The sequence below is a fragment of the Oryzihumus sp. genome (genome assembly GCF_054325275.1).
Genome location: NZ_JBTCWL010000054.1, coordinates 1 through 20342, shown reverse-complemented (window position 1 = coordinate 20342; position 20342 = coordinate 1). Strand labels below are relative to the sequence as shown.

The following is a 20342-nucleotide window of genomic DNA, read 5'->3' as shown; positions in this document are numbered from 1 at the left end:
CGGTTCCGCCGCTGTGGTGACGCGAGCTCGTCCGTTAGGACGGGCCGACCTCACCCCGCCCTAACGGGGGGTGAGGTCCAGCGTGGCCACGATCGCCGTGACGAAGACGCCCAGCCCGAGCAGCGTGCCGGCGTCGACCAGGCGCGAGCGCACCACCAGTCCCCCGGCCCGGCTGGCGGGCAGCACGAGGCGCAGGACGCCCGCGAGCAGCAGGCTGCCGGCGAAGACGTAGCCGCCGGGGCGCACGGACCCGAAGAACATCACCGCCAGGCCGCCGACCAGCCCGAGGGCGACGACCCACCACACGCCCAGGCGTGGCGGGACCCAGGTCAGGCGTTTCATCCGGCGGCGGCCTGCCGCTCCGCGGCCTCCACGACGTTCGTCAGCAGGCACGCGCGGGTCATCGGGCCGACCCCGCCGGGGTTGGGGGTGAGCCAGCCGGCGACCTCGGCCACGCCCGGGTCGACGTCACCGGCCACCTTCGGCCTGCCGTCGGGGCCGGGGACCCGGCTGACGCCGACGTCGAGCACGGCGGCGCCGGGCTTGATCATCTCGGCGGTGACGATGGACGGGACGCCGGCCGCGGCGACGACGATGTCGGCCCGGCGCACGTGCGCGGCGAGGTCACGCGTGCCCGTGTGGCACAGGGTCACGGTGGCGTTCTCGCTGCGGCGGGTGAGCATGAGGCCGAGCGGGCGGCCCACGGTCAGCCCGCGTCCGATGACGCACACCTCGGCGCCGGCGATCGGCACGTCGTAGCGGCGCAGCAGCTCGATCACCCCGCTCGGGGTGCACGGCAGCGGCGCGGGCTTGCCGAGCACCAGCCAGCCGAGGTTCATCGGGTGCAGGCCGTCGACGTCCTTGACCGGGTCGACCCGCGAGAGCAGGGCGAACTCGTCCAGGCCGGTGGGCTGCTGGATGAGGAAGCCGGTGCACGCCGGGTCGGCGTTGAGCTCGTCGATGACCGCCTCGACCTCGGCCTGGGGGGTCCCCGAGGGCAGGTCGTGCCGGAGGCTCGCGATGCCGATCTCGGCGCAGTCCCTGTGCTTGGCGTTGACGTACCACTGGTTGCCCGGGTCCTCACCGACCTGCACGGTCCCGAGCCCGGGCACGACGCCTTGGTCGCGCAGTGCGGCGATGCGGGTCTTCAGCTCGCCCTTGATCGTGGCCAGGGTGGCCTTGCCGTCCATGACGATCGCGGTCATCGGTGGTCCTTCCGGGTGGCGGTGAGACGGTCGGTCATGGCACTCAGTGCGCGAAGTGGCGGGTGCCGGTGAAGTACATCGTCACCCCGGCGGCCTGCGCCGCCTCGATGACCTCCTCGTCGCGCTTCGAGCCGCCGGGGGCGACGACCGCGCGGACGCCGGCGTCGAGCAGCACCTGCAGGCCGTCGGCAAAGGGGAAGAACGCGTCCGACGCACCGACCGACCCGCGGGCACGGTCGCCGGCCCGGCTCACGGCCAGCCGCGAGGAGTCGACCCGGTTGACCTGACCCATGCCGACGCCGACCGTGGCCCCGCCGTCGGCGAGCAGGATCGCGTTGGACTTCACCGCGCGGATCGCCCGCCATGCGAACTCCAGGTCGGCGAGGGTCGCCTGGTCGGCGGCCTCGCCGGCCACCAGGCGCCAGCGCGAGGCGGCGTCGCCACCATCCTCGACCTCGGCGTCGATCGCGTCGCGGGACTGCAACAGCAGGCCTCCGGAGATCGGGCGCAGCTCGACCCCGCCACGGGACGGCGCCGCGGCCTTGAGCAGCCGGATGTTCTTCTTCGCCGTCAGAACCTCGAGGGCCTCCGGCTCGAAGTCCGGCGCCACGACGACCTCGGTGAACACGTCGGCCACCTGCCGGGCCATCTCGGCCGTGACCGTGCCGTTGGCCGCGATCACGCCACCGTAGGCGGAGACGCTGTCGCAGGCGTGGGCGCGGCGGTGGGCCTCGGCGAGGTCGGAACCGACCGCGATACCGCAGGGGTTGGCGTGCTTGATGATCGCGACGGTGGGCGCGTCGTGGTCGTAGGCGGCGCGGCGGGCCGCGTCGGCGTCGACGTAGTTGTTGTAGGACATGTCCTTGCCGTGCAGCTGCTCGGCCTGGGCCAGCCCGGGCTCGGGGGCGAACCCGTTGACGTACAACGCCGCCCGCTGGTGCGGGTTCTCGCCGTAGCGCAGGACGTGCTGCTTGTCCCACGTGGCGCCCATCCACGCCGGGAAGCCGGTGCCGTCGGAGGTGTCGGTGACGACGTTGCCCATCCACGACGCGACCGCCACGTCGTAGGTCGCGGTGTGCACGAAGGCCTGGGCGGCCAGCGTCCTGCGCTGCTCGAGCGTGAAGCCGCCGCCGCGGGCGGCCACGAGCACCGAGCCGTAGAGCCCCGGGTCGGTCACGATCGCCACGCTGGCGTGGTTCTTGGCGGCCGCGCGCACCATCGACGGGCCACCGATGTCGATCTGCTCGATGCACTCCTCCTGCGAGGCGCCGGACATGACCGTGTCGGTGAACGGGTAGAGGTTGGTGACGACCAGGTCGAACGGCTCGACGCCCAGCTCGGCCAGCTGCGCGACGTGGTCGGGGTTGCCCATGTCGGCGAGGATGCCGGCATGCACGCGCGGGTGCAGCGTCTTGACCCGCCCGTCGAGGCACTCGGGGAAGCCAGTCAGCTCCTCCACCCGGGTCACCGGCACGCCGGCGTCGGCGATGCGTGCCGCGGTGGAGCCGGTGGAGACGAGGGAGACACCGGCGTCGTGCAGGCCACGCGCCAGATCCTCCAGCCCGCTCTTGTCGTAGACGGAGATGAGGGCTCGTGTGATCGGACGCTGACCTGTGGTGCTCACGCCAGGGTGACCTTTCGTTGGTGGATGGTGAACCCGTCGCGGACCATGCGGCCCACGGTCTCGACGAGCAGGGACCGCTCGCTGGCCTTGATGCGCTCGTGCAGCGACTCGACGGTGTCGTCGTCCTCGACCCCGACCACGGCCTGGTCGATGATCGGGCCGGTGTCGACGCCGGAGTCCACGACGTGGCAGGTGCACCCGGTGACCTTGACGCCGTAGTCGAGCGCGTCACGCACGCCGTGCGCGCCGGGGAAGGCCGGCAGGAGCGCGGGGTGGGTGTTGATCGTGGTGAAGCCGGAGCCGAGGAAAGCCGGTCCGAGGATCTTCATGAAGCCCGCCGACACCACCAGAACCGGCTGGTATGCCGCGACCTCGGCTGCCAGCGCGGCGTCCCACTCCGCGCGGCCGGGGTAGTCCTCGACCCGGCAGACGAAGGTGGGGATGCCCGCGCGCTGCGCCCGGGCCAGGCCCTCGATGCCCTCGCGGTCGGCTCCCACGGCGGCGATCCGCACGCCGTAGAGCGGCTCGGCGGCGATCGCGTCGATCAGCGCCTGCAGGTTGGTGCCGGATCCGGAGACGAGGACGACGATGTCGCGGGGCTCGGGCACGACACCGAGGTCCGGCAGGCTCGTCACGTGCACAGACGATATCCGACGCCGGCGCGCGGCTGACGCCCGGCCGCGGGTCGGGAGCCGGGACCGATGGACAAGGGTCCTGTGCGACGAGTGGGCCCGGTGGGAGACGATGGGCCGGACCAGCACCTCGACCCAGGAGCAGCACGTGTCGACCACCCGCCAGGAGCCCCGGACCCTTCCTCCGGGCATGGCCCATGCCCGGCGTGCCGGTCTGCTCATGCTCGTCGGCGCGTTCGGGGTGGGCGTGCCCCTGCCGTGGACCGCGATCGCGCTGCTGCCGCTCGGCTTGTCGGTCGTGGAGGCGGTCCGGGCCCTGCGGGCGATGAGCGGGGGCCGGGCGCCGGCCCGCGTGGTGGCCTGGACGAGCACCGGTCTGGTGCTCGCGGTCGTCTTGGGCGTCGCGACGGCAGCACCGTTCGCCTTCTACGACAGCTCCAAGCGCTATCAGGACTGCATGGTCGGGGCCAACACGTCCGCGGCCGCTGCCCAGTGCCGGGCCGACCTCTACGACGGGCTGACCAGCGTGCTCAGCGGGTGGGGCGTCAGCCGCTGAGGCACCACCGGGTGGGAGCGCCCGTCAGCGCCTGACCTGCCAGCCGTGGGCGCGCCACTGGGAGGCGCCGACGACCAGGGCGGCACCCAGCAGCATCTCGCCCAGCAGGCAGAGGCCGGCCAGCACCGGGTCGGCACCCACCGTGCTGAGCTCACGCGAGCCGAGCGAGCCGTCGGCCAGCCAGGTGCCCGCCGCCAGCAGGAGCGCAGCGATCACGCACGCGGCCGCGGCGACCTTGGCCTTGGCCTGCCAGGACGCCAGCCGGGTGACCTGGCGGATGCTTCGCCACGCCACGAGCGCGCCGACCAGGACGGGCCCGAGCACGGCGAGCCGCAGCATTGCCGGCATCGGGCCGGGGTCCGGCAGCGCCCCCAGCACCGGGACGAGCGGCAGCAGGCCGGGGTCGGAGTGGGTCCAGGTGACCGCGGACCCGTTGGCCACGGCGAACCCCGGGCCGGCCATCCACGACAGCCCCCACAGGGCGAAGTTGGGCAGCGCCAGGAGCTGCACGAGGCTGAGCACGGTGCCGCCGACGACCCCCGGCGCGAGGGCGGAGTAGAGCTGCCCCACGCGTTGGGCGTGGACCACGGCCACCGCGACGACCAGCGCGCCGCCGAGCAGCAGCCCGGCCACGGCACCCCACAGCGCCGGCCGCAACGCCTTGCGCACGAACGGCGGCAGCACCGCCCGCAGCCGGTCGGCCAGGTCCGGCGCCACCGAGGGCAGGTGGCCGCGGAACTCCAGGGCCACGGCCAGGACGGAGGACCCCGCCGCGACCACCGCGGTGGCCAGCAGGCCCTCGACCGGGTTGGAGCGCACGTGCGCGCTGCCCGCGGTGAGCGAGACGAGCAGGCCGGTCACGGCATACGCGCCGGTGAAGCCAAGCCCGACGTCGGCGACGTCCTTGCGCAGCGCCCCCCACATCTGGAAGCGCGCGGGCCGGGCGTCGTCGAGCAGCGCCAGCACCCGGCGGCAGGCGACCACGGCCAGCGAGACCGGCAGCAGCCCGAGCAGCAGCGGCACCAGCGAGATCGTGGCCGTGCCGGCGGACAGGTCCACGGTGTGCGCCAACAGCCAGACGTGCGCGCCGATCCCGAAGGCCGTCGTCCACGGCACGCTGCTCTGGGGGCTGGCCACCCACACCAGCAGGCTCGGCAGGCAGACCACAAGCAGGCCGAGCACGGCGGCGGAGGCACCAGCTCCGGCGGCACGCAGCCGCAGGCCCCATCGGCCCTGCCCTCCGGTGGTCGGTCCGGGGCTGGTCTGGCGGGGGCGGTCGAGCACAGTCATGAGGGGTCCATGGTCGCGCCCCGACCGCGGCTGCCGGCATCGGCGCGCCGCGCGTCCGGCAGATTCCGTGGAATTGGGCTGTGATCCCGGCAACCGTGAAGGGGTGCCCCGCGTCTGGTCCCCTGACGGCCCGCCCGGGCCGGGGGGTGGACCCGGGGGACACGGGAGGTGTGATGAAGGGCAGCGCCGGCGACAGCGAGCGCGAGTTCGACGAGTTCTACCGGCAGGGGGCCCGTTCGGTCGTCCACGTGGTGTACGTCGCGACCGGAGACCTGACCCTGGCCCAGGACTGCACCCAGGAGGCGTTCAGCCGGGCCTGGCAGCGCTGGGACAAGGTGCACGGGTATGACGACCCGATGGCCTGGGTGCGCACGGTCGCCCGCCGTCTGGCGATCTCCGCGTGGCGCAAGCGCACCGGCCAGGAGCGGGCGTACGTCCGGCACGGGGCCGAGGCCCACACCGACGGGCCGACCGAGGACCGGGTCGCCGTGCTCGCCGCACTGCGCGAGCTGCCTGCACCGGTCCGGGAGGCCCTGGCGCTGCACTACCTGGCCGACCTGTCCGTCGACCAGATCGCCCACGAGACCAACACCCCCGCAGGCACCATCAAGGCGCGCCTGCACCGTGGCCGGGCCCTGCTCGCGCAGACCCTTCGTGCAGAGGAGCACCACCATGGCTGAGCTGGATCCGGGCCGCTGGTCCGCCGCCGACGACGAGCTCGTGCGGGGAGCCCTGGCCACGCTGCGTCGGGACGTCGAGGCGCTCGAGCTGGCGGACGTGCGGTTCGTCAAGGCCCGTGGCGCGGCCCGCCGCCGGCGCACCGTCCTCGGCGCTGCCGCTGCTGCCGCTGCTGCTGTCCTGGTCGTCGGCTACGTCGGCTTCAGCGGGCTGGGAGGCCATCCCTCCTCGCTGCGCCCGGCGGTCAGCACCAGCCGGTCGAGCACCACGTCGACGACGTCGGCCACGACGCCCGCCGATGCCGGCGTCCCCTTGCCGGTGCCCGGCGACCTGCCCGTCTCCGCCGAGTGGCAACGGGCGCTCGGGATCACCGAGACGGTGGTCATCGCCGACTCCAAGGAGTCCGAGGGCGGTGCAGTCATGGACTGCGCCAACGTCGGGCGGCCCGGCACGCTGACACACGGTCAGTCGGTCAACGCCGAGTCCTCCGGCCTGCAGGCCGACCAGCGCGTCTACGAAAACCCCTCCACCGCCGCTGCCGACCGGGCGGCCGACGCGGTGGTCAGCCAGCTGCTGACCTGCTCGAGCGGTGGGGCTCCGGTGAAGCCTCCGAAGGTCTCGGTCGTGGCCGACTCGGCCTGGCCCAAGGTCTTCAGCGGCATCGGGCCGGCCAGCACCGAGTGGTTCGTCGTCACGCATTCGGGCTCGAAGGTCGGCATCGTGACGATCGTCGAGCCGGGCGAGGCCGGGATGCACCGGTGGACGGTCTCTCAGGTCCAGGACATCGGCGCGGTCGCGCAGCGCCGGCTCGGCGGCGACCTCGGCGGCGCCATGCCCACCAGGCCCTCGACCGTCGCGGTCGACGAGCAGATGCCCGTCGCCGGCACCCGACCGCTGCTGCCGTCGAGCCTGTTCGTGGCTGCGTCCCAGTGGGCCACGCCGGGCGTCTCCGGTGGTGACGGCACGCACGCGGTGACGACGGACTTCGAGGGCGGGGCGCAGATCCACGAGTGTGACGTCGACACCGCGATGGACATGACCTCCTCCGCTGGCCGGTTCGGCATCGTCACCGTCGCCGACGAGGTCGACGGCACCATTCTTGGCCGGCAGCGTGTCCGGTTGACCGCCTCGGCCGGCGCCGCGCGGGCGGAGGCCGACCGGATCGCCCACGGCATCGCCACCTGCGGCAGCCGGGTGCCTCACGTCACGGTGACCCAGGACCCGGCTCACCCGGGCCTGTTCAAGGTCGTCGGCGCCGAGCCGGGCGCACCGAAGGCCGTGGGCTGGCTGGGGGTGTCGGTGCACGAGGGGACACCGGCTGCGGTGAGCACGCTCTACCTGCGCAGCCAGACCTCGCAGGGGTACGCCGAGCTCGACTGGCTGCTCTCCCTCGCTCGCCAGAAGTAGCGCCACCCCGGAACGTACGGCGGGCCGGCCACCTCGAGGAGGTGACCGGCCCGCTGTGGTGAGCTGCCGTGGATACGGTGGCTCAGCCCAGGTTCTTCATGATCTCGCGCATGAGCTCCGCGGTCTCGGACGGCGTCTTGCCCACCCGGACGCCCGCGGCCTCGAGGGCCTCCTTCTTGGCGGCCGCGGTGCCCGAGGAACCGGAGACGATGGCGCCGGCGTGGCCCATGGTCTTGCCCTCGGGTGCGGTGAAGCCCGCGACGTAGCCGACGACCGGCTTGGTCACGTGCTCCTTGATGTAGGCCGCCGCGCGCTCCTCGGCGTCGCCGCCGATCTCGCCGATCATGACGATCGCGTCGGTCTCGGGGTCGGCCTCGAACGCCTCGAGGGCGTCGATGTGCGTGGTGCCGATGATCGGGTCACCGCCGATGCCGACCGCGGAGGAGAAGCCGAACTCCCGCAGCTCGTACATCATCTGGTAGGTCAGCGTGCCCGACTTGGAGACCAGGCCGATGCGACCGCCGCCGGAGATGTCGGCGGGGATGATGCCGGCGTTGGACTTGCCGGGGCTGATCAGGCCGGGGCAGTTCGGCCCGATGATGCGGGTCGTGCCGGCCTGCTGGGCGTAGGTGAAGAACTCCGCGGTGTCCTTGACCGGCACGCCCTCGGTGATGACCACCGCGAGCGGGATCTTCGCGTCGACGGCCTCGACGACCGCGGCCTTGGTGAAGGCGGCGGGCACGAAGATGACCGATACGTTGGCGCCGGTGGCCTCGATCGCCTCGGCGACGGAGCCGAACACCGGCACGGTGACGCCGCCGTCGAACTCGACCGTGGTGCCGGCCTTGCGCGGGTTCACGCCGCCGACGATGGTGGTGCCCGAGGTCAGCATGCGCTGGGTGTGCTTCATGCCCTCGGAGCCGGTCATGCCCTGGACGATGACCTTGCTGTTGTCATCCAAGAAGATTGCCATTGCGAGATTCCCGTTCCGTCAGTTCGCCGCGGCGAGCTCGGCAGCCTTGCGGGCCGCGCCGTCCATGGTGTCCTCGATGGTGACGAGGGGGTGGTTGGCCTCGGCCAGGATGCGGCGGCCCTCCTCGACGTTGTTGCCGTCGAGACGCACGACCAGCGGCTTGGTGGCCTCGTCGCCGAGGGTCTTCAGCGCGCCGACGATGCCGTTGGCCACCGCGTCACAGGCGGTGATGCCGCCGAACACGTTGACGAAGACGCTCTTGACCTGCGGGTCACCGAGGATGATGTGCAGGCCGTTGGCCATGACCTCGGCCGAGGCGCCGCCCCCGATGTCGAGGAAGTTGGCCGGCTTGGGCTCGCCCGGGAACTCCTCACCGGCGTAGGCGACCACGTCGAGCGTGGACATGACCAGGCCGGCGCCGTTGCCGATGATGCCGACGGAGCCGTCGAGCTTGACGTAGTTGAGGCCCTTCTCCTTGGCCGCCGCCTCCAGCGGGTCGGCCGAGGCCTTGTCCTCGAGGGCCTCGTGGGCCGGGTGACGGAAGTCGGCGTTGCCGTCCAGGGTCACCTTGCCGTCGAGGGCGATGATCGAGCCGTCGACCGTCTTGACGAGCGGGTTGACCTCGACCAGCGTGGCGTCCTCCTCGCGGTAGACGTCCCACAGCTTCTGGATGACGCGGGCGATCTCGTCCTTGACGTCGGCGTCGAAGCCGGCGGCGTCGACGATCTCGGCGGCCTTGGCGGCGTCGATCCCGACGATCGGGTCGACCGCGATGCGGGCGAGGGCCTCGGGGCGCTCGACGGCGAGCTGCTCGATCTCCATGCCGCCCTCCTTGCTGGCCATGGCCAGGTAGGAGCGGTTGGCGCGGTCGAGCAGGACCGAGAAGTAGTACTCCTCCGCGATCTGCGCGCCCTGGGCGATCATCACCTTGTGGACCGTGTGGCCCTTGATGTCCATGCCCAGGATCTGCTCGGCCGCTGCGGCAGCCTCGTCGACGCTCTTGGCGACCTTGACACCGCCGGCCTTGCCGCGGCCCCCGGTCTTGACCTGGGCCTTGACCACGACCACGCCGCCGCTCTTGGCGCCGATGGTCTCCGCAGCCGCACGGGCTTCCTCAACAGTCTCGGCGACGGCGCCGTCCAGCACCGGTACACCGTGCGCCTCGAACACGTCGCGCGCTTGGTACTCGAAAAGATCCACGAGCCGAATCCATCCTCGTCATCGAAGGGATTGTCCGAGCGGAGCCTAGTCCCGCGGTATGCCGTGCAGGACCGTGGGTGGGCCCCGCAGGGGCCGATGGGAGCAATCTCACCTGCAGCGACACCCCTCGCCCGGCGCCGGGCTGCACCCCCTGCGCCTGGTCGGCATGATGTCCGTGTGCCTCCCCTGACGCGCCTCGTCCTGGCCCTGGCCACCACCATCATGGTCGGCGCCTGCGGCTCCACGTCCGGCTCGTCGCTGTCATCGCCCGCCCCGACGAGCAGCACCGCCGGCGCCGGCGGGTCCCCCACGTCGCTGTCCGCACCCCTGACGGTGACCCGTTCGGGCGGGGTGGCGGGCTTCCGCGACCGGCTCGTCATCGGCACCGACGGGGTGACCTCGGTCAGCCGGCACGGCGAGCCGTCCGGCAGGTGCCGGGTCGACGTGGCGCTGCTGCGCCGCATCGCCACGGCCTCGGCCGCGGTCGACTGGTCCTCCCTCCCCGCGCCCACGACGCAGCCCCGGCACCCCGACGACCTGGTGGTCATCGTCTCCTCCGGTGGCTCCGGCGCACGGATCGAGGACCCCGCGCTGACGCAGCTGGCCGAGCCGTTGACGCGCCTGCTCGCCGACGTGACTGCCCCAGCGGGCCAGCGCAGACTCTGCACCACGGTCTGACTCGCAGGCAGCCGCTGGCGCTCCCGGCTCGGCACGGCCTCCGGCGGCCCCTGGCGCTGGTCAACACCTGTGGCCGGAACGGCCGGCGTCGGCCTTCGCCCGCGACGCGCGACCCCACCCGTGTCCCCGTCCACCGCCGGACCGGGCGCCTCCCGGGGCGTCAGCCCCCTGGTCCCCGGGAGGCGACCGCTCCGGCGTGGTGGGTGGTGCCGGGCCGCCGCAGTGCCGGCACGGCATACGGGCGTCGGCACGGCGCGCCGGCGTCGCGTTCCTCTGCAGCCGCCCGGCACGGCGGTGCCGGCCCCTCGGGTCGAGGGACCGGCACCGGGTTGTCCGTGTTGCCCTGCGGTCAGCTCGTGGCGACCGAGGTGTCGTCGAGGAAGAAGCTCGTGGCCAGCGAGGCGTCCTCGGTGCCCAGGAACTTGATCGTGACGGTCTTGCCCCTGTAGGCGCTCAGGTCGAGCGACTTCAGGACGTAGGAGGAGCCCTTGTTGAGGTTGGAGTACGTCGCGAGCGTCGTCGTGGTGGAGCCGTCGATGACCTGGGCCTTGAGCGTGTCGTAGGCGGAGGTCGTGGTCGTCTCGGCGGAGGAGACCTTCAGGTAGAAAGACAGCGTCGCCGAGGTGGCCGTTGACGGGATGGCGACCGACTGCTGGGCGTAGTCGGTGCTGGCGCTGCCGTAGCCGTTGAGCCAGCCGTACCAGGAGCCGGTGCGCGGGGTGGCGCTGGTGGAGTTGGTGATCACGCCGGAGGTCGTGGTCCAGCTGACGTTGCCGGACTCGAAGCCGGGGTTCTGCAGCAGGTTGGCGCCGCCACCGCCGCCCCCACCGCTGGTGCCGCAGGTCTCGGTGGTGGCAGGGACCGCGATGGCGGTGAAGGCCGCCGCGATGTTGGTGCACTGGGTGCTGCCGACGCCGTAGAGGTCCTTGGCCGCCTTGATCGCGCCGTTGCGGGCGTCCGCGTAGGTGCTCGTGGAGGTCAGGTAGGTCGTCAGCGTGCGGTACCAGACCTTCGCGGCGGTGTCCCGGCCCACGCCGGTGACGGTGGAGCTGTCACACGTCGGGCTGTTGTAGGAGACCCCGTTGATGGTCTTGGCGCCCGAGCCCTCGGAAGCCAGGTAGAACCAGTGGTTCAGCGGGCCCGAGGAGTAGTGCGGGTCGAGGGTGCCCAGCGTCGCCGACCAGCAGTCCTTGCTGGCGCCGTCCTTGGACGGCTTGTCCATGTAGCGCAGCGGGGTGCCGTTGCCGTTGATGTTGATCTTCTCGCCGATGAGGTAGTCGCCCACGTCGTTGGCGTTGTTGGCGTAGAACTCCACGGCGGTGCCGAAGATGTCGCTCGTGGCCTCGTTCAGGCCGCCCGCGTCACCGGAGTAGGCCAGGCCGGCCGAGTTCTCCGTGACTCCATGGCTCATCTCGTGGCCCGCGACGTCGATCTCGGTGAGCGGGTGGGTGTTGCCCGAGCCGTCGCCGTAGGTCATCTGGGTGCCGTCCCAGAAGGCGTTGACGTAGCCGTTGCCGTAGTGGACGCGGGAGCGGACACCGGTGCCGTTGTTGAAGATGCCGTTCCGGCCGTGGGTGTTCTTGTAGTAGTCCCACGTGACCTGCGCGCCGTAGTGGGCGTCCACACCGGCCGAGGCGCGGTCGCTCGTGGAGCCGTTGCCCCACACGTCGTCGGCGTCGGTGAACAGTGTCCCGCCGGGACCGGTGCCGACCGGCGGGTCGGTCTGCCCGTTGAGGTCGGTCGTGTAGTTGCCGCCGCGGTTCGGGTCCTTCAGCTGGTAGCTGCCGCTGAGCTGGGTGCCGATCGAGACCGACCCGCTGTAGATCGAGTTGCCGGTGCCGGTCTCGATCTCGTCCCAGCTGGCCAGCGTGGCGCCGGAGGTGGCGTCGACGACCGTGTGCAGACGGCTGGGCGTCTGGTCGGCCTTGACCCCCGTGGTCACCACGTCGTAGGCCAGGCGCGGGGTGCCCGAGCCGGCGTAGACGACGAGCTCGTCGGCCGACTTCTGCACGGAGAACTTCGAGGCCCTGGCACCCTGGGCCAGCGCCGCGGAGCGGGCGAGCTTCGGGGTCGTGGAGGGGACCTCGGCCTTACCGGAGGCGTTCCAGTTGACGCCACGGACGGCACCGGCCTTGTCGCGGTGCACGACGAGGTCACCACCGATGACGCGCAGCCCGGCGAAGGTGCGCTCGTAGCGCACGTGCGTGCTGCCGTCCGGGTCGGAGATGACGTCCTTCACCGTCAGGGTCTCGCGCTTGTCGAGCCGCAGTGCGTGGCCCATCGCGTCGGCCTTGGCCTGTTCGGCCGAGATGGCGGGGCGCGCGGCGGGGCCAGGGGTGGCGGCACCCGGGAGTGCGCTGGCTGCGGGAGCGGCCGCAGCTGCGGCGACCAGGGCGCACCCGAGCGCCAGGCCGGTCGTGAGTCGTTTCAAGCCACTTCTCCTTGGTGAAGGGTCCTGCACCCGGGGGAGTGCAGGACCGTCGAAACCGCCTGTGAGGTCCGGCTGAGCAGCCTGTGCGGCTGCTGTGAGGCGGCCTGCGCAGACAACTCGGCGGGCCGGACCGGGGTCAATGCCTCAGACGGAACCTTTGCCAAAGGCGTGGGAACCCGCGGAAAACGCCTGTCGGAGAAGCGCTTTCACCAGTGCGGGGTAAAGGGCTGCTGTGCCGCAGGACAAACCCGCAGGTCAGAAGGGGGGCCGGCAGCGGCTACCGGCGCGTAACCGCGGCACCACCGCCCTCGTTGGGCGGGCAACGTCGACGGAGGGACCCTGCTCATGCGCCGCCCATCCCTGAAGACCCTTGCCGCCACGGCCACTGCAGCCGCAGCCACGCTCGGCACCGCTGCCGTGGGCGTGGCTCCGGCCGCCCTCGCGGCTCCCCCGCCGGCGTCGGGCGCGACCGCGCTCGACCAGGTCGACGCCTACACCGGGCTGCACTTCACCGTCCCGGCCGGCACCGACGATCAGGGCCGCCCGCAGACCTGCGTCGTCGACGCCGACCTCTACAGGCCGCACCACGCGGACGCCTCGCACCGGGTGCCGGCGATCCTGACGACCAACGGCTTCGGCGGGTCCAAGGCCGACCAGGCCGGCCTCGGCCGGGCCTTCGCCCAGCGCGGGTATGCCGTGCTGTCCTACACCGGCCTCGGTTTCCCCGACTCCGGCTGCAAGATCTCCCTTGACGACCCGGGCGTGGACGGCGTCGCCGCCTCGCACCTGGTGACCTTCCTCGGCGGCGGCGGCAGCGCGGCATACGACTCCTCCGACCTCGCGGGCACCTCCGGTGGCGCGGGCACCCTGGCCGTGGACTTCACGAAGCTGGACGACCCCGCCACCCACGACCCGCGGCTCGGCATGATCGGCGGCTCCTACGGTGGCCAGATCCAGTTCGCTACTGCCGCAACGGATCCGCGCGTCGACACCATCGTCCCGCTGATCACCTGGAACGACCTGCGCTACTCCCTGGCGCCCAACAATACGGCGTTCACGGCCGGGGTCTCCTATGCCGACCAGACGCCCGGCACCGAGAAGGTGGGCTGGACCGGGCTGTTCTTCGGCGTCGGCATCGCCGACGGGATCCAGGGAGCCGCCATCGACCCCGCACGCAACGTCGGCTGCCCCAACTTCGTGCAGGAGGCGTGCCTGGCCAAGGCCACACTGGACACCGCGGGCTACCCGACGACGGACACGTTCCGGCTCACCGACCGCGTCTCGGTGGGGCACTACCTCGACAAGGTGCACGTCCCGGTCTTCCTCATCCAGGGCGAGAACGACACGCTGTTCAACCTGCAGGAGGCTGTCGCCACCTACCGCGGACTCAAGGCGCGCAAGGTCCCGGTCACCATGGCGTGGCAGTCCTGGGGCCACTCAGGCGGCGCCCACGGCAGCAGCGGCGCCGCGCCGGGCGAGCTCGACCTGACCGGCCAGCAGATCGAGGGCACCTACCTCGGGCAGCGGATCAAGGACTGGTTCGACCACTACCTCAAGGGGAGCGCGGTCGGCACCGGACCGGAGTTCGCGTATTTCCGCGACTGGGTGAGCTACACCGGCAACGCCGCCCCCGCCTACGCCTCGGCCAGCTCCTACCCGGTCGGCAGCCCGAAGGCGTGGTACCTCTCCGGCTCCGGCGACCTCGTGTCCAGCCGCGCCGCCGTCGCGCCGGGCTCCGTCTCGTGGACCAACCCCGGCGCCGGGGCGTTCGGCTCCTACTCCGAGGTCTCGGGCCTGGAGGGCCAGGTCCCGGCCGGCACGCTGCCGCCGGGCACCACTGCGCCGTTCGACACGCCGGGGACCTTCGGCGCCTGGACGAGCGCCCCCCTGGCCGCACCGGCGACCGTCGTCGGCGTGCCGACCCTCGACGTCCGCTTCACCGCCCCCACGGTCGCCGCCACCCAGTCAGCCGGGCCGGCAGGCCAGCTGCAGGTGTTCGCCAAGCTCTACGACGTGGCGCCCGACGGGAGCAAGACCCTGGTCAACAAGCTGATCAGCCCGGTGCGGGTGGGCGACGTCACGCGCAGCGTCCACATCGAGCTGCCCGGCATCGTGCACCGGGTCGACCCCGGGCACCGGCTGCAGCTGGTGCTGGCCGGCAGCGACGCCGCCTACAAGAACGCGTATGCCGTGCAGCCGGTCACCGTCACCGCCGACCCGCTGGCACCCGCCGTGCTGCGCATCCCACTGGTCGGCTGATTCGGCACAGAAGCCCCAAAGAGGGCACACTGGCCGTCACCGGGGGACGACCTGCACCCGACGGACGGACACCTCATGCGCGCACGGCCCCACCGCGCGCCGGCGGCTCTGGCAGCGGTCGGCTGCGTGCTCGTGCTGGCTGCCTGCGGCCCCGCCGCCGCCCCCACAGCGGGGGGCTCCACCTCCTCGTCGATGGCCGCGCCGAGCCCGACCACGACCACCACCACCTCGGCCCCGAGCCCGTCGAGCACCGCCCGCGCCACGACCACGGCCGCGCCCCGCCAGGCCCGGCCCGGCACCGAGATGCTTGCCCCGGTCCCGCGCGCCGGCGCCGAGCCGCGCGTGCGCTTCCCGGCCAACGCCGCCGCCGTCGGCGCCGGTGCGAACGCCCGCGTCAGCACCGTGCCCGACGCGGTCTGGTCGCGGATGGTCGGCTACTCGTGGACGCCCGGCTGCCCGGTGGAGCGGTCGGACCTGCGCTACGTGACGGTGAACTTCTGGGGCTTCGACGGCAAGCGTTCGCGCGGCGCGGTCGTCGTGCACGCCGCGATCGCCAACGGCACCGCGCAGGCGTTCACCCGGCTCTACGACCAGCGGTTCCGGATCCGGCAGATGCGGGTCATGGACCGCACGTGGGGCCACAACCCCAAGGGTCCGGGCGCCAACGACTACGCCGCGATGGACGCCGACAACACCTCGGCGTTCAACTGCCGCTACGTCGGGGGCCAGGAGGAGCGCAAGCAGTACTCGAACCACGCCTACGGCCGCGCGATCGACGTCAACGACTGGGAGAACCCCTACCGGGACGAGCAGGGACGGATCTGGCCCGACCAGTGGTTCGTCACGCACCGCTCCCCCACCGCAGGGGTGTTCGCGGGCTCCGGCAGCGCTGCGGTCCGCGCCTTCACCGGGCTGGGCTTCCACTGGGGCGGCCTGTGGGCTGCCCCCGACTACCAGCACTTCGAGGTGAGCCGATGACCCACCGACCGTTCCTGGCCGCGGGCCTGGTGGCCGCCACCACCCTCTTCGGCACCGCCTGCACGCCCGGCGTGACGATCCGGCCGGCGGCGATGGACCGCACCAACCCGGACACCATCTCGGCGAGCCCGACCTCGAGCACGACCACGCCGACGCCGACGCCGAGCGCGACGTCGACCACGGCCCGCAAGCCGGCGCCCGCACCCCGGCCGAAGCACTCCGTCCACAGCTCACCCAGCCGCGCGGTGGCCCGGACGCCGACCGCGGCGGTGTGCCACGGCATACCGTCCTCGGTGTCCGCCTCGCAGGTGGTGCTGGTCGACGCCTACGGCGCCAGCGCGACGGTCCGGGCCTGCGCGCGCAGCCAGGGCACCTGGGTCAGCCAGCTCGGGCCGTACTACGGCCACGTGGGCCAGCGGGGCGTGAGCTGGTCCAAGCGCGAGGGCGACATGACCACCCCGGCCGGCACGTTCCCGCTGCGCGGCGGGTTCGGGCCCTACGGCAACCCCGGGCTGGACGGCACGTGGTTCACCACCGGCTCCAGCGACGTCTGGGTCGACGACCCGGGCTCGAGCCTCTACAACACCCACCAGCACACGCCGGCCAACGGGCGCTGGGACAGCGCGGAGCCGCTGCTGAAGTCACCGGCGTACGACTACGCGCAGGTGGTCGGCTACAACGAGGCCCGCACCCCGGGCCGGGGGTCGGCGATCTTCTTCCACGTCGACCTCGGCCACGGCACGGCCGGGTGCGTGTCGATCCCGTCCTCGGCGCTGCGCGCGGTCATGCGCTGGGAGCGTCCCGGCGCGCTGATGACGATCACGCCCTGAGCGGGCGGGGCCGGACGGTGGTCAGCCGGGGGTGACGTTGTCCCGGACCCAGGCGACGATCTCGGTCGTCGTCGCGCCGGGCGTGAACACCTTGGCCACACCGAGCTTCTCGAGCTCGGGGATGTCGCCCTCGGGGATGATCCCCCCGCCGAACACGACGATGTCCTCGGCGTCACGGGCCTTGAGCAGCTCGGTCACCTTGGCGAACAGCGTCATGTGCGCGCCGGAGAGCACCGACAGGCCGACGGCGTCGGCGTCCTCCTGGATGGCCGCCTCGACGATCTGCTCCGGCGTCTGGTGCAGGCCGGTGTAGACGACCTCCATGCCGGCGTCACGCAGCGCACGCGCAACGACCTTCGCCCCGCGGTCATGTCCGTCGAGGCCGGGCTTGGCCACGACAACGCGCAGCGGGCTCTGGGTCATGGGGCGCAGACTAGCCAAACTCCTCCCCGGTGGGCAGACCCGGGGCGGCCCGCGCGCGGGCGAGATCGGTCACAGCCGGCCGGTATGCCGTGCGTTCGCGGCACGAGGGCGACCGGACGGCATACGGCGCAGCGGTTTTCGGCACCGACACGGGCCCTTTGCCCTCGCGCCACGGCAACCTCGGCGTTACCGTCGTGTCACCCCCGTCACACTGACGTGACAGCCGCCCCTGGGCGTGAGGAGTCGATAGGCATGACCCTGACCGGCGTACCCAGCCACCCTGACCCGGGGCCGGCCCCGGGCCCGGAGGGGGACCAGCCGGGCGGCCCACGGGCCGCCCTGCTGCGGGCAGCGGGGCGGGCGACCGGGGTTGCCGTGACCGCCACCGGGGTGGTGGGCGGCGCAGCCCGCGCCCTGTGCACCCCCACCGGGCTGATGGGTGCAGCCGTCGAGGCGACCTGGCTGGCCACGCATGTGGCGCTCTATCCCTGGGGACTGGTGGCCGACCGCCGCCAGGGCGAGGCCCACGGCTACAGCGTCAGCGAGCTCCCGCCGGTGCAGCGCGGCCTGGTGATCGGTGACGTCGAGGCGGCCGGCACGCCGATCCTGCTCGTGCACGGGATGGCCGACAACCGCTCGATCTTCTCGGTGCTGCGCCTCGGGCTGCGGCGCCGCGGCTTCGGCCGGGTGCTGTCGATGAACTACTCCCCGTTCACCACCGACGTGCGCGGGGCCGCGGCCCGGCTGGCCGAGGAGGTCGAGCTGCTCGTGGCCGAGACCGGCTACGAACGCATCCACGTCGTCGGGCACAGCCTGGGCGGCCTCATCGCCCGCTACTACGTCACGCGGCTCGGCGGCGACGAGCGCGTCCACACCCTCGTGACACTGGGCACCCCGCACCAGGGCACCTACACGGCGTTCGCCTGGCCGTCGCGGCTCACCCGACAGCTGCGCCCCGGAAGCACGCTCATGCGGGAGCTGGCCGAGCCGGTGTCGCACTGTCGCACCCGGTTCGTCGTCTACTGGTCGGACCTCGACCAGATGATCTTCCCGCAGCGGCACGCCAGCCTGCCCCACGAGGACCTGTCCGCCCGCAACGTGCGGCTGCACGGCGTCGGGCACATGAGCCTGCCGATCCTCGGCAGCGTGGTCCACGGCATCTCCACGGCGCTGGCGCACCTGGACCCCGACGGCTCGACCGTCACGGCCGGCGTGACGCCCCTGGCCTCCTCGGGGCGGACCCCGGTCGTCGCCGGCGAGGTCCGCAGCCCGGAGCCTGATCCTGCCGGTGGACGCTCCAGCTGAGGCCGGGAAGCAGGGGGCCGAGGGCCCTTGTTTTCCACAGGTGGCCTTTGCGTGTCACGAAAAGATCACGCTAACCTCGCGTTTCCCGTGCCACCTGCCGTGAGGTTTTGCCTGTGCCCGACCAGTACGCGGGGCGCCACCGCGCCCCCGGCCGTCACCGAGCGCCCAAGCAGCACACTCCCCGCCGGACCGCAGGTGTCGCCCTGCCGACCGCCGCCGCGGCCGCCCTGACCTTCACCGCCACCGGTGCAGCCGTGGCCACCAACGCCAAGCCGCAGGCGGTCAGCTTCAACCAGAACGCCGCCCTGGTGCAGCAGGCGCACGGCCAGGCCGAGGCGCAGGCGCAGTACCAGCAGGACGTCGTGGCGCGGCACCAGAAGGCGCTGGCGGAGACGGGGCCGGCCACGGCGCGCCGGGAGGCCGCCGAGCGCGCGGCCCGCGACCAGGCGCGACAGGCCCTCGCCGAGAAGCGCGCCGCCGCCGAGCTGGCCCGGTCCCACCGCTGGGTCATGCCGATCAGCGGCGTCTCCATGTCGTCGAACTTCGGCTGGCGCTGGGGCCGCATGCACGAGGGCGACGACTTCGCCGCCCCCGTCGGCACCGACCTGGTGGCGATGTCCACCGGCGAGGTGGTCTTCGCCGGTGGCGAGTCCGGCTTCGGCAACATCGTCAAGATCCGCTACTGGGACGGTACCGAGTCCTGGTTCGGTCACATGAGCGCGATCGGCGTCAGCGTCGGGGACCACGTCTCCCCCGGCGACGTGGTCGGCCAGTCCGGCAACACCGGGCACTCGACCGGCCCGCACCTGCACCTGGAGATCCACCCCGACAGCGGCGACGCGGTCGACCCGCTGCCCTGGCTGCGGGCGCACGGCCTCCTCCCCTGAGCACCGGCTCCCCGGCCTTCTCTCCGAGAGAACGCACCACCGTCGTTTCGAGCCCGTTTCCCGGCCGAAACGACGGAAGTGGTGCGTTCGGTGGGTGCGTCGGAGGCAGCGCGGCCCCGGGCGGCGTGGGTGCGACTGCTCTGCGTCAGAGCTTCTCGACCGGGGCGTAGCGCAGCAGCAGCCGCTTCACCCCGGCGTCCCCGCCGAAGTCGACGTGGGCCATCGCCTTGTCGCCCTCGCCCTCGACCCGCACCACGGTGCCGAGGCCGAAGGAGTCGTGGGTGACCCGGTCGCCATCCTTGAGCGAGATGACCGGCTTGTTGCCCGGGGAGCGCACGCCGGGGCGTCCGGCGAGCGTGGCCACCGCCGGGGTCGAGGAGGGACGCATGCCGGTGGACTCGCTGCGCTGCCAGTCGATCAGCTCTGCCGGGATCTCGTCGAGGAAGCGCGAGGCCGGGTTGTACTGCGGCTGGCCCCAGGCGGAGCGGACCACCGCGCGGGACAGGTGCAGCCGCTCGCGGGCCCGGGTGATGCCGACGTAGGCCAGCCGGCGCTCCTCCTCGAGCTCCTTGTTGTCGCCGAGCGCCCGCATGTGCGGGAACGTGCCGTCCTCCATGCCGGTGAGGAACACGACGGGGAACTCCAGGCCCTTGGCGGTGTGCAGCGTCATCAGCGTCACCACGCCCTGGTCCTCGGCCTCCTCGGAGTCGGGGATCTCGTCGGCGTCGGCCACCAGCGAGACCTGCTCGAGGAAGTCCTCCAGCGAGCCCTGCGGGTTGGCCTCGTCGAACTCGCGGGCCACGGCGACGAGCTCGGCGAGGTTCTCCACGCGCGTCTCGTCCTGCGGGTCGTGGCTGGCGCGCAGCTCGGCGAGGTAGCCGGTCTGCTCCACCACGGCCTCGATCAGGGCTGCCACGCCGGCGCCGCCCTCGTGGACGGTCTGCAGGGCCTCGAGCAGTCCGGTGAAGGCCTTGATCGCGGTGACC

The 20342-nt window shown here is 72.6% G+C and carries 19 protein-coding genes; 9 read left to right on the top strand and 10 right to left on the bottom strand.

The genetic code is table 11. The features are described 5' to 3' along the window. Positions 1 to 60 precede the first annotated feature (60 nt). Genes ACXVGS_RS13980 through purN form a run of 4 tightly spaced genes read right to left on the bottom strand, consistent with a single transcriptional unit; the run spans position 61 to position 3464 of the window. Positions 61 to 342 carry a DUF3017 domain-containing protein gene (locus tag ACXVGS_RS13980; RefSeq protein WP_458530677.1) on the bottom strand — a complete coding sequence of 94 codons (282 nt, stop codon included), beginning with the start codon at positions 340 to 342 and terminating at the stop codon, positions 61 to 63. Then, complete coding sequence (locus tag ACXVGS_RS13975) at positions 339 to 1205, bottom strand: bifunctional methylenetetrahydrofolate dehydrogenase/methenyltetrahydrofolate cyclohydrolase (RefSeq protein WP_458530676.1); 867 nt, start codon at positions 1203 to 1205, stop codon at positions 339 to 341. The genes ACXVGS_RS13980 and ACXVGS_RS13975 overlap by 4 nt, the downstream gene beginning before the upstream one ends. 43 nt (positions 1206 to 1248) lie before the next feature. Continuing rightward, the gene (gene purH, locus ACXVGS_RS13970) at positions 1249 to 2829 is read right to left on the bottom strand and encodes a bifunctional phosphoribosylaminoimidazolecarboxamide formyltransferase/IMP cyclohydrolase (RefSeq protein ID WP_458533797.1); all 1581 of its coding nucleotides are present in this window, start codon (positions 2827 to 2829) and stop codon (positions 1249 to 1251) included. Continuing rightward, positions 2826 to 3464, bottom strand: a complete 639-nt coding sequence (gene purN, locus ACXVGS_RS13965) for a phosphoribosylglycinamide formyltransferase (RefSeq protein ID WP_458530674.1) — start codon at positions 3462 to 3464, stop codon at positions 2826 to 2828. The genes purH and purN overlap by 4 nt, the downstream gene beginning before the upstream one ends. Positions 3465 to 3573: 109 nt before the next feature. On the opposite strand from purN, the gene ACXVGS_RS13960 reads away from it, so the two are divergent. Then, a complete protein-coding gene (locus ACXVGS_RS13960; RefSeq protein ID WP_458537072.1) occupies positions 3574 to 4017 on the top strand; it encodes a hypothetical protein in 444 nt (147 codons plus the stop codon). A 24-nt stretch (positions 4018 to 4041) separates the two neighbouring features. Here the strand turns inward: ACXVGS_RS13960 and ACXVGS_RS13955 are convergent, their stop codons facing one another. Continuing rightward, the gene (locus tag ACXVGS_RS13955) at positions 4042 to 5307 is read right to left on the bottom strand and encodes a cell division protein PerM (RefSeq protein ID WP_458530672.1); all 1266 of its coding nucleotides are present in this window, start codon (positions 5305 to 5307) and stop codon (positions 4042 to 4044) included. Between the two features lie 173 nt (positions 5308 to 5480). Between ACXVGS_RS13955 and ACXVGS_RS13950 the strand changes: the two genes are divergently transcribed. Both ACXVGS_RS13950 and ACXVGS_RS13945 read left to right on the top strand, forming a co-directional pair. After that, entirely contained in the window at positions 5481 to 5987 is a 507-nt protein-coding gene (locus tag ACXVGS_RS13950) for a SigE family RNA polymerase sigma factor (RefSeq protein WP_458530671.1), read from the top strand. After that, a complete protein-coding gene (locus ACXVGS_RS13945; RefSeq protein ID WP_458533799.1) occupies positions 5980 to 7392 on the top strand; it encodes a hypothetical protein in 1413 nt (470 codons plus the stop codon). Before ACXVGS_RS13950 ends, ACXVGS_RS13945 begins: the two co-directional genes overlap by 8 nt. 82 nt (positions 7393 to 7474) lie before the next feature. On the opposite strand, the gene sucD is transcribed toward ACXVGS_RS13945, so the two are convergent. Both sucD and sucC read right to left on the bottom strand, forming a co-directional pair. Further along, positions 7475 to 8365, bottom strand: a complete 891-nt coding sequence (gene sucD, locus ACXVGS_RS13940; protein WP_458532221.1) for a succinate--CoA ligase subunit alpha — start codon at positions 8363 to 8365, stop codon at positions 7475 to 7477. A gap of 18 nt (positions 8366 to 8383) precedes the next feature. Then, entirely contained in the window at positions 8384 to 9565 is a 1182-nt protein-coding gene (sucC, locus tag ACXVGS_RS13935; RefSeq protein WP_458529327.1) for an ADP-forming succinate--CoA ligase subunit beta, read from the bottom strand. Positions 9566 to 9742: 177 nt separating this feature from the next. Here sucC and ACXVGS_RS13930 point away from each other — a divergent pair, with 177 nt between their 5' ends. Beyond that, on the top strand, positions 9743 to 10243 hold the full coding sequence (locus tag ACXVGS_RS13930; RefSeq protein WP_458529326.1) for a hypothetical protein: 501 nt from the start codon (positions 9743 to 9745) through the stop codon (positions 10241 to 10243). Between the two features lie 349 nt (positions 10244 to 10592). Here ACXVGS_RS13930 and ACXVGS_RS13925 read toward each other — a convergent pair whose 3' ends face one another. Then, complete coding sequence (locus ACXVGS_RS13925; protein WP_458532222.1) at positions 10593 to 12674, bottom strand: M4 family metallopeptidase; 2082 nt, start codon at positions 12672 to 12674, stop codon at positions 10593 to 10595. 345 nt (positions 12675 to 13019) lie between these two features. Here ACXVGS_RS13925 and ACXVGS_RS13920 point away from each other — a divergent pair, with 345 nt between their 5' ends. From ACXVGS_RS13920 to ACXVGS_RS13910, 3 genes are all read left to right on the top strand, one after another. Beyond that, positions 13020 to 14933 (top strand): CocE/NonD family hydrolase, encoded by a 1914-nt coding sequence (locus ACXVGS_RS13920; RefSeq protein ID WP_458537071.1) that lies wholly within the window; start codon positions 13020 to 13022, stop codon positions 14931 to 14933. A gap of 75 nt (positions 14934 to 15008) precedes the next feature. Further along, positions 15009 to 15911, top strand: a complete 903-nt coding sequence (locus ACXVGS_RS13915) for a M15 family metallopeptidase (RefSeq protein ID WP_458537070.1) — start codon at positions 15009 to 15011, stop codon at positions 15909 to 15911. After that, positions 15908 to 16741 carry a L,D-transpeptidase family protein gene (locus ACXVGS_RS13910; protein ID WP_458537069.1) on the top strand — a complete coding sequence of 278 codons (834 nt, stop codon included), beginning with the start codon at positions 15908 to 15910 and terminating at the stop codon, positions 16739 to 16741. The genes ACXVGS_RS13915 and ACXVGS_RS13910 overlap by 4 nt, the downstream gene beginning before the upstream one ends. A 21-nt stretch (positions 16742 to 16762) precedes the next feature. Here ACXVGS_RS13910 and ACXVGS_RS13905 read toward each other — a convergent pair whose 3' ends face one another. Continuing rightward, positions 16763 to 17164 carry a cobalamin B12-binding domain-containing protein gene (locus ACXVGS_RS13905; RefSeq protein ID WP_458529321.1) on the bottom strand — a complete coding sequence of 134 codons (402 nt, stop codon included), beginning with the start codon at positions 17162 to 17164 and terminating at the stop codon, positions 16763 to 16765. 252 nt (positions 17165 to 17416) lie between these two features. Between ACXVGS_RS13905 and ACXVGS_RS13900 the strand changes: the two genes are divergently transcribed. Both ACXVGS_RS13900 and ACXVGS_RS13895 read left to right on the top strand, forming a co-directional pair. Beyond that, entirely contained in the window at positions 17417 to 18469 is a 1053-nt protein-coding gene (locus ACXVGS_RS13900) for an esterase/lipase family protein (protein WP_458538175.1), read from the top strand. Between the two features lie 113 nt (positions 18470 to 18582). After that, entirely contained in the window at positions 18583 to 19356 is a 774-nt protein-coding gene (locus tag ACXVGS_RS13895; RefSeq protein ID WP_458532226.1) for a M23 family metallopeptidase, read from the top strand. A 145-nt stretch (positions 19357 to 19501) separates the two neighbouring features. Here the strand turns inward: ACXVGS_RS13895 and ACXVGS_RS13890 are convergent. Next, the coding region (locus ACXVGS_RS13890) for a 3'-5' exonuclease (RefSeq protein WP_458537068.1) at positions 19502 to 20342 on the bottom strand (841 nt) is incomplete at its 5' end.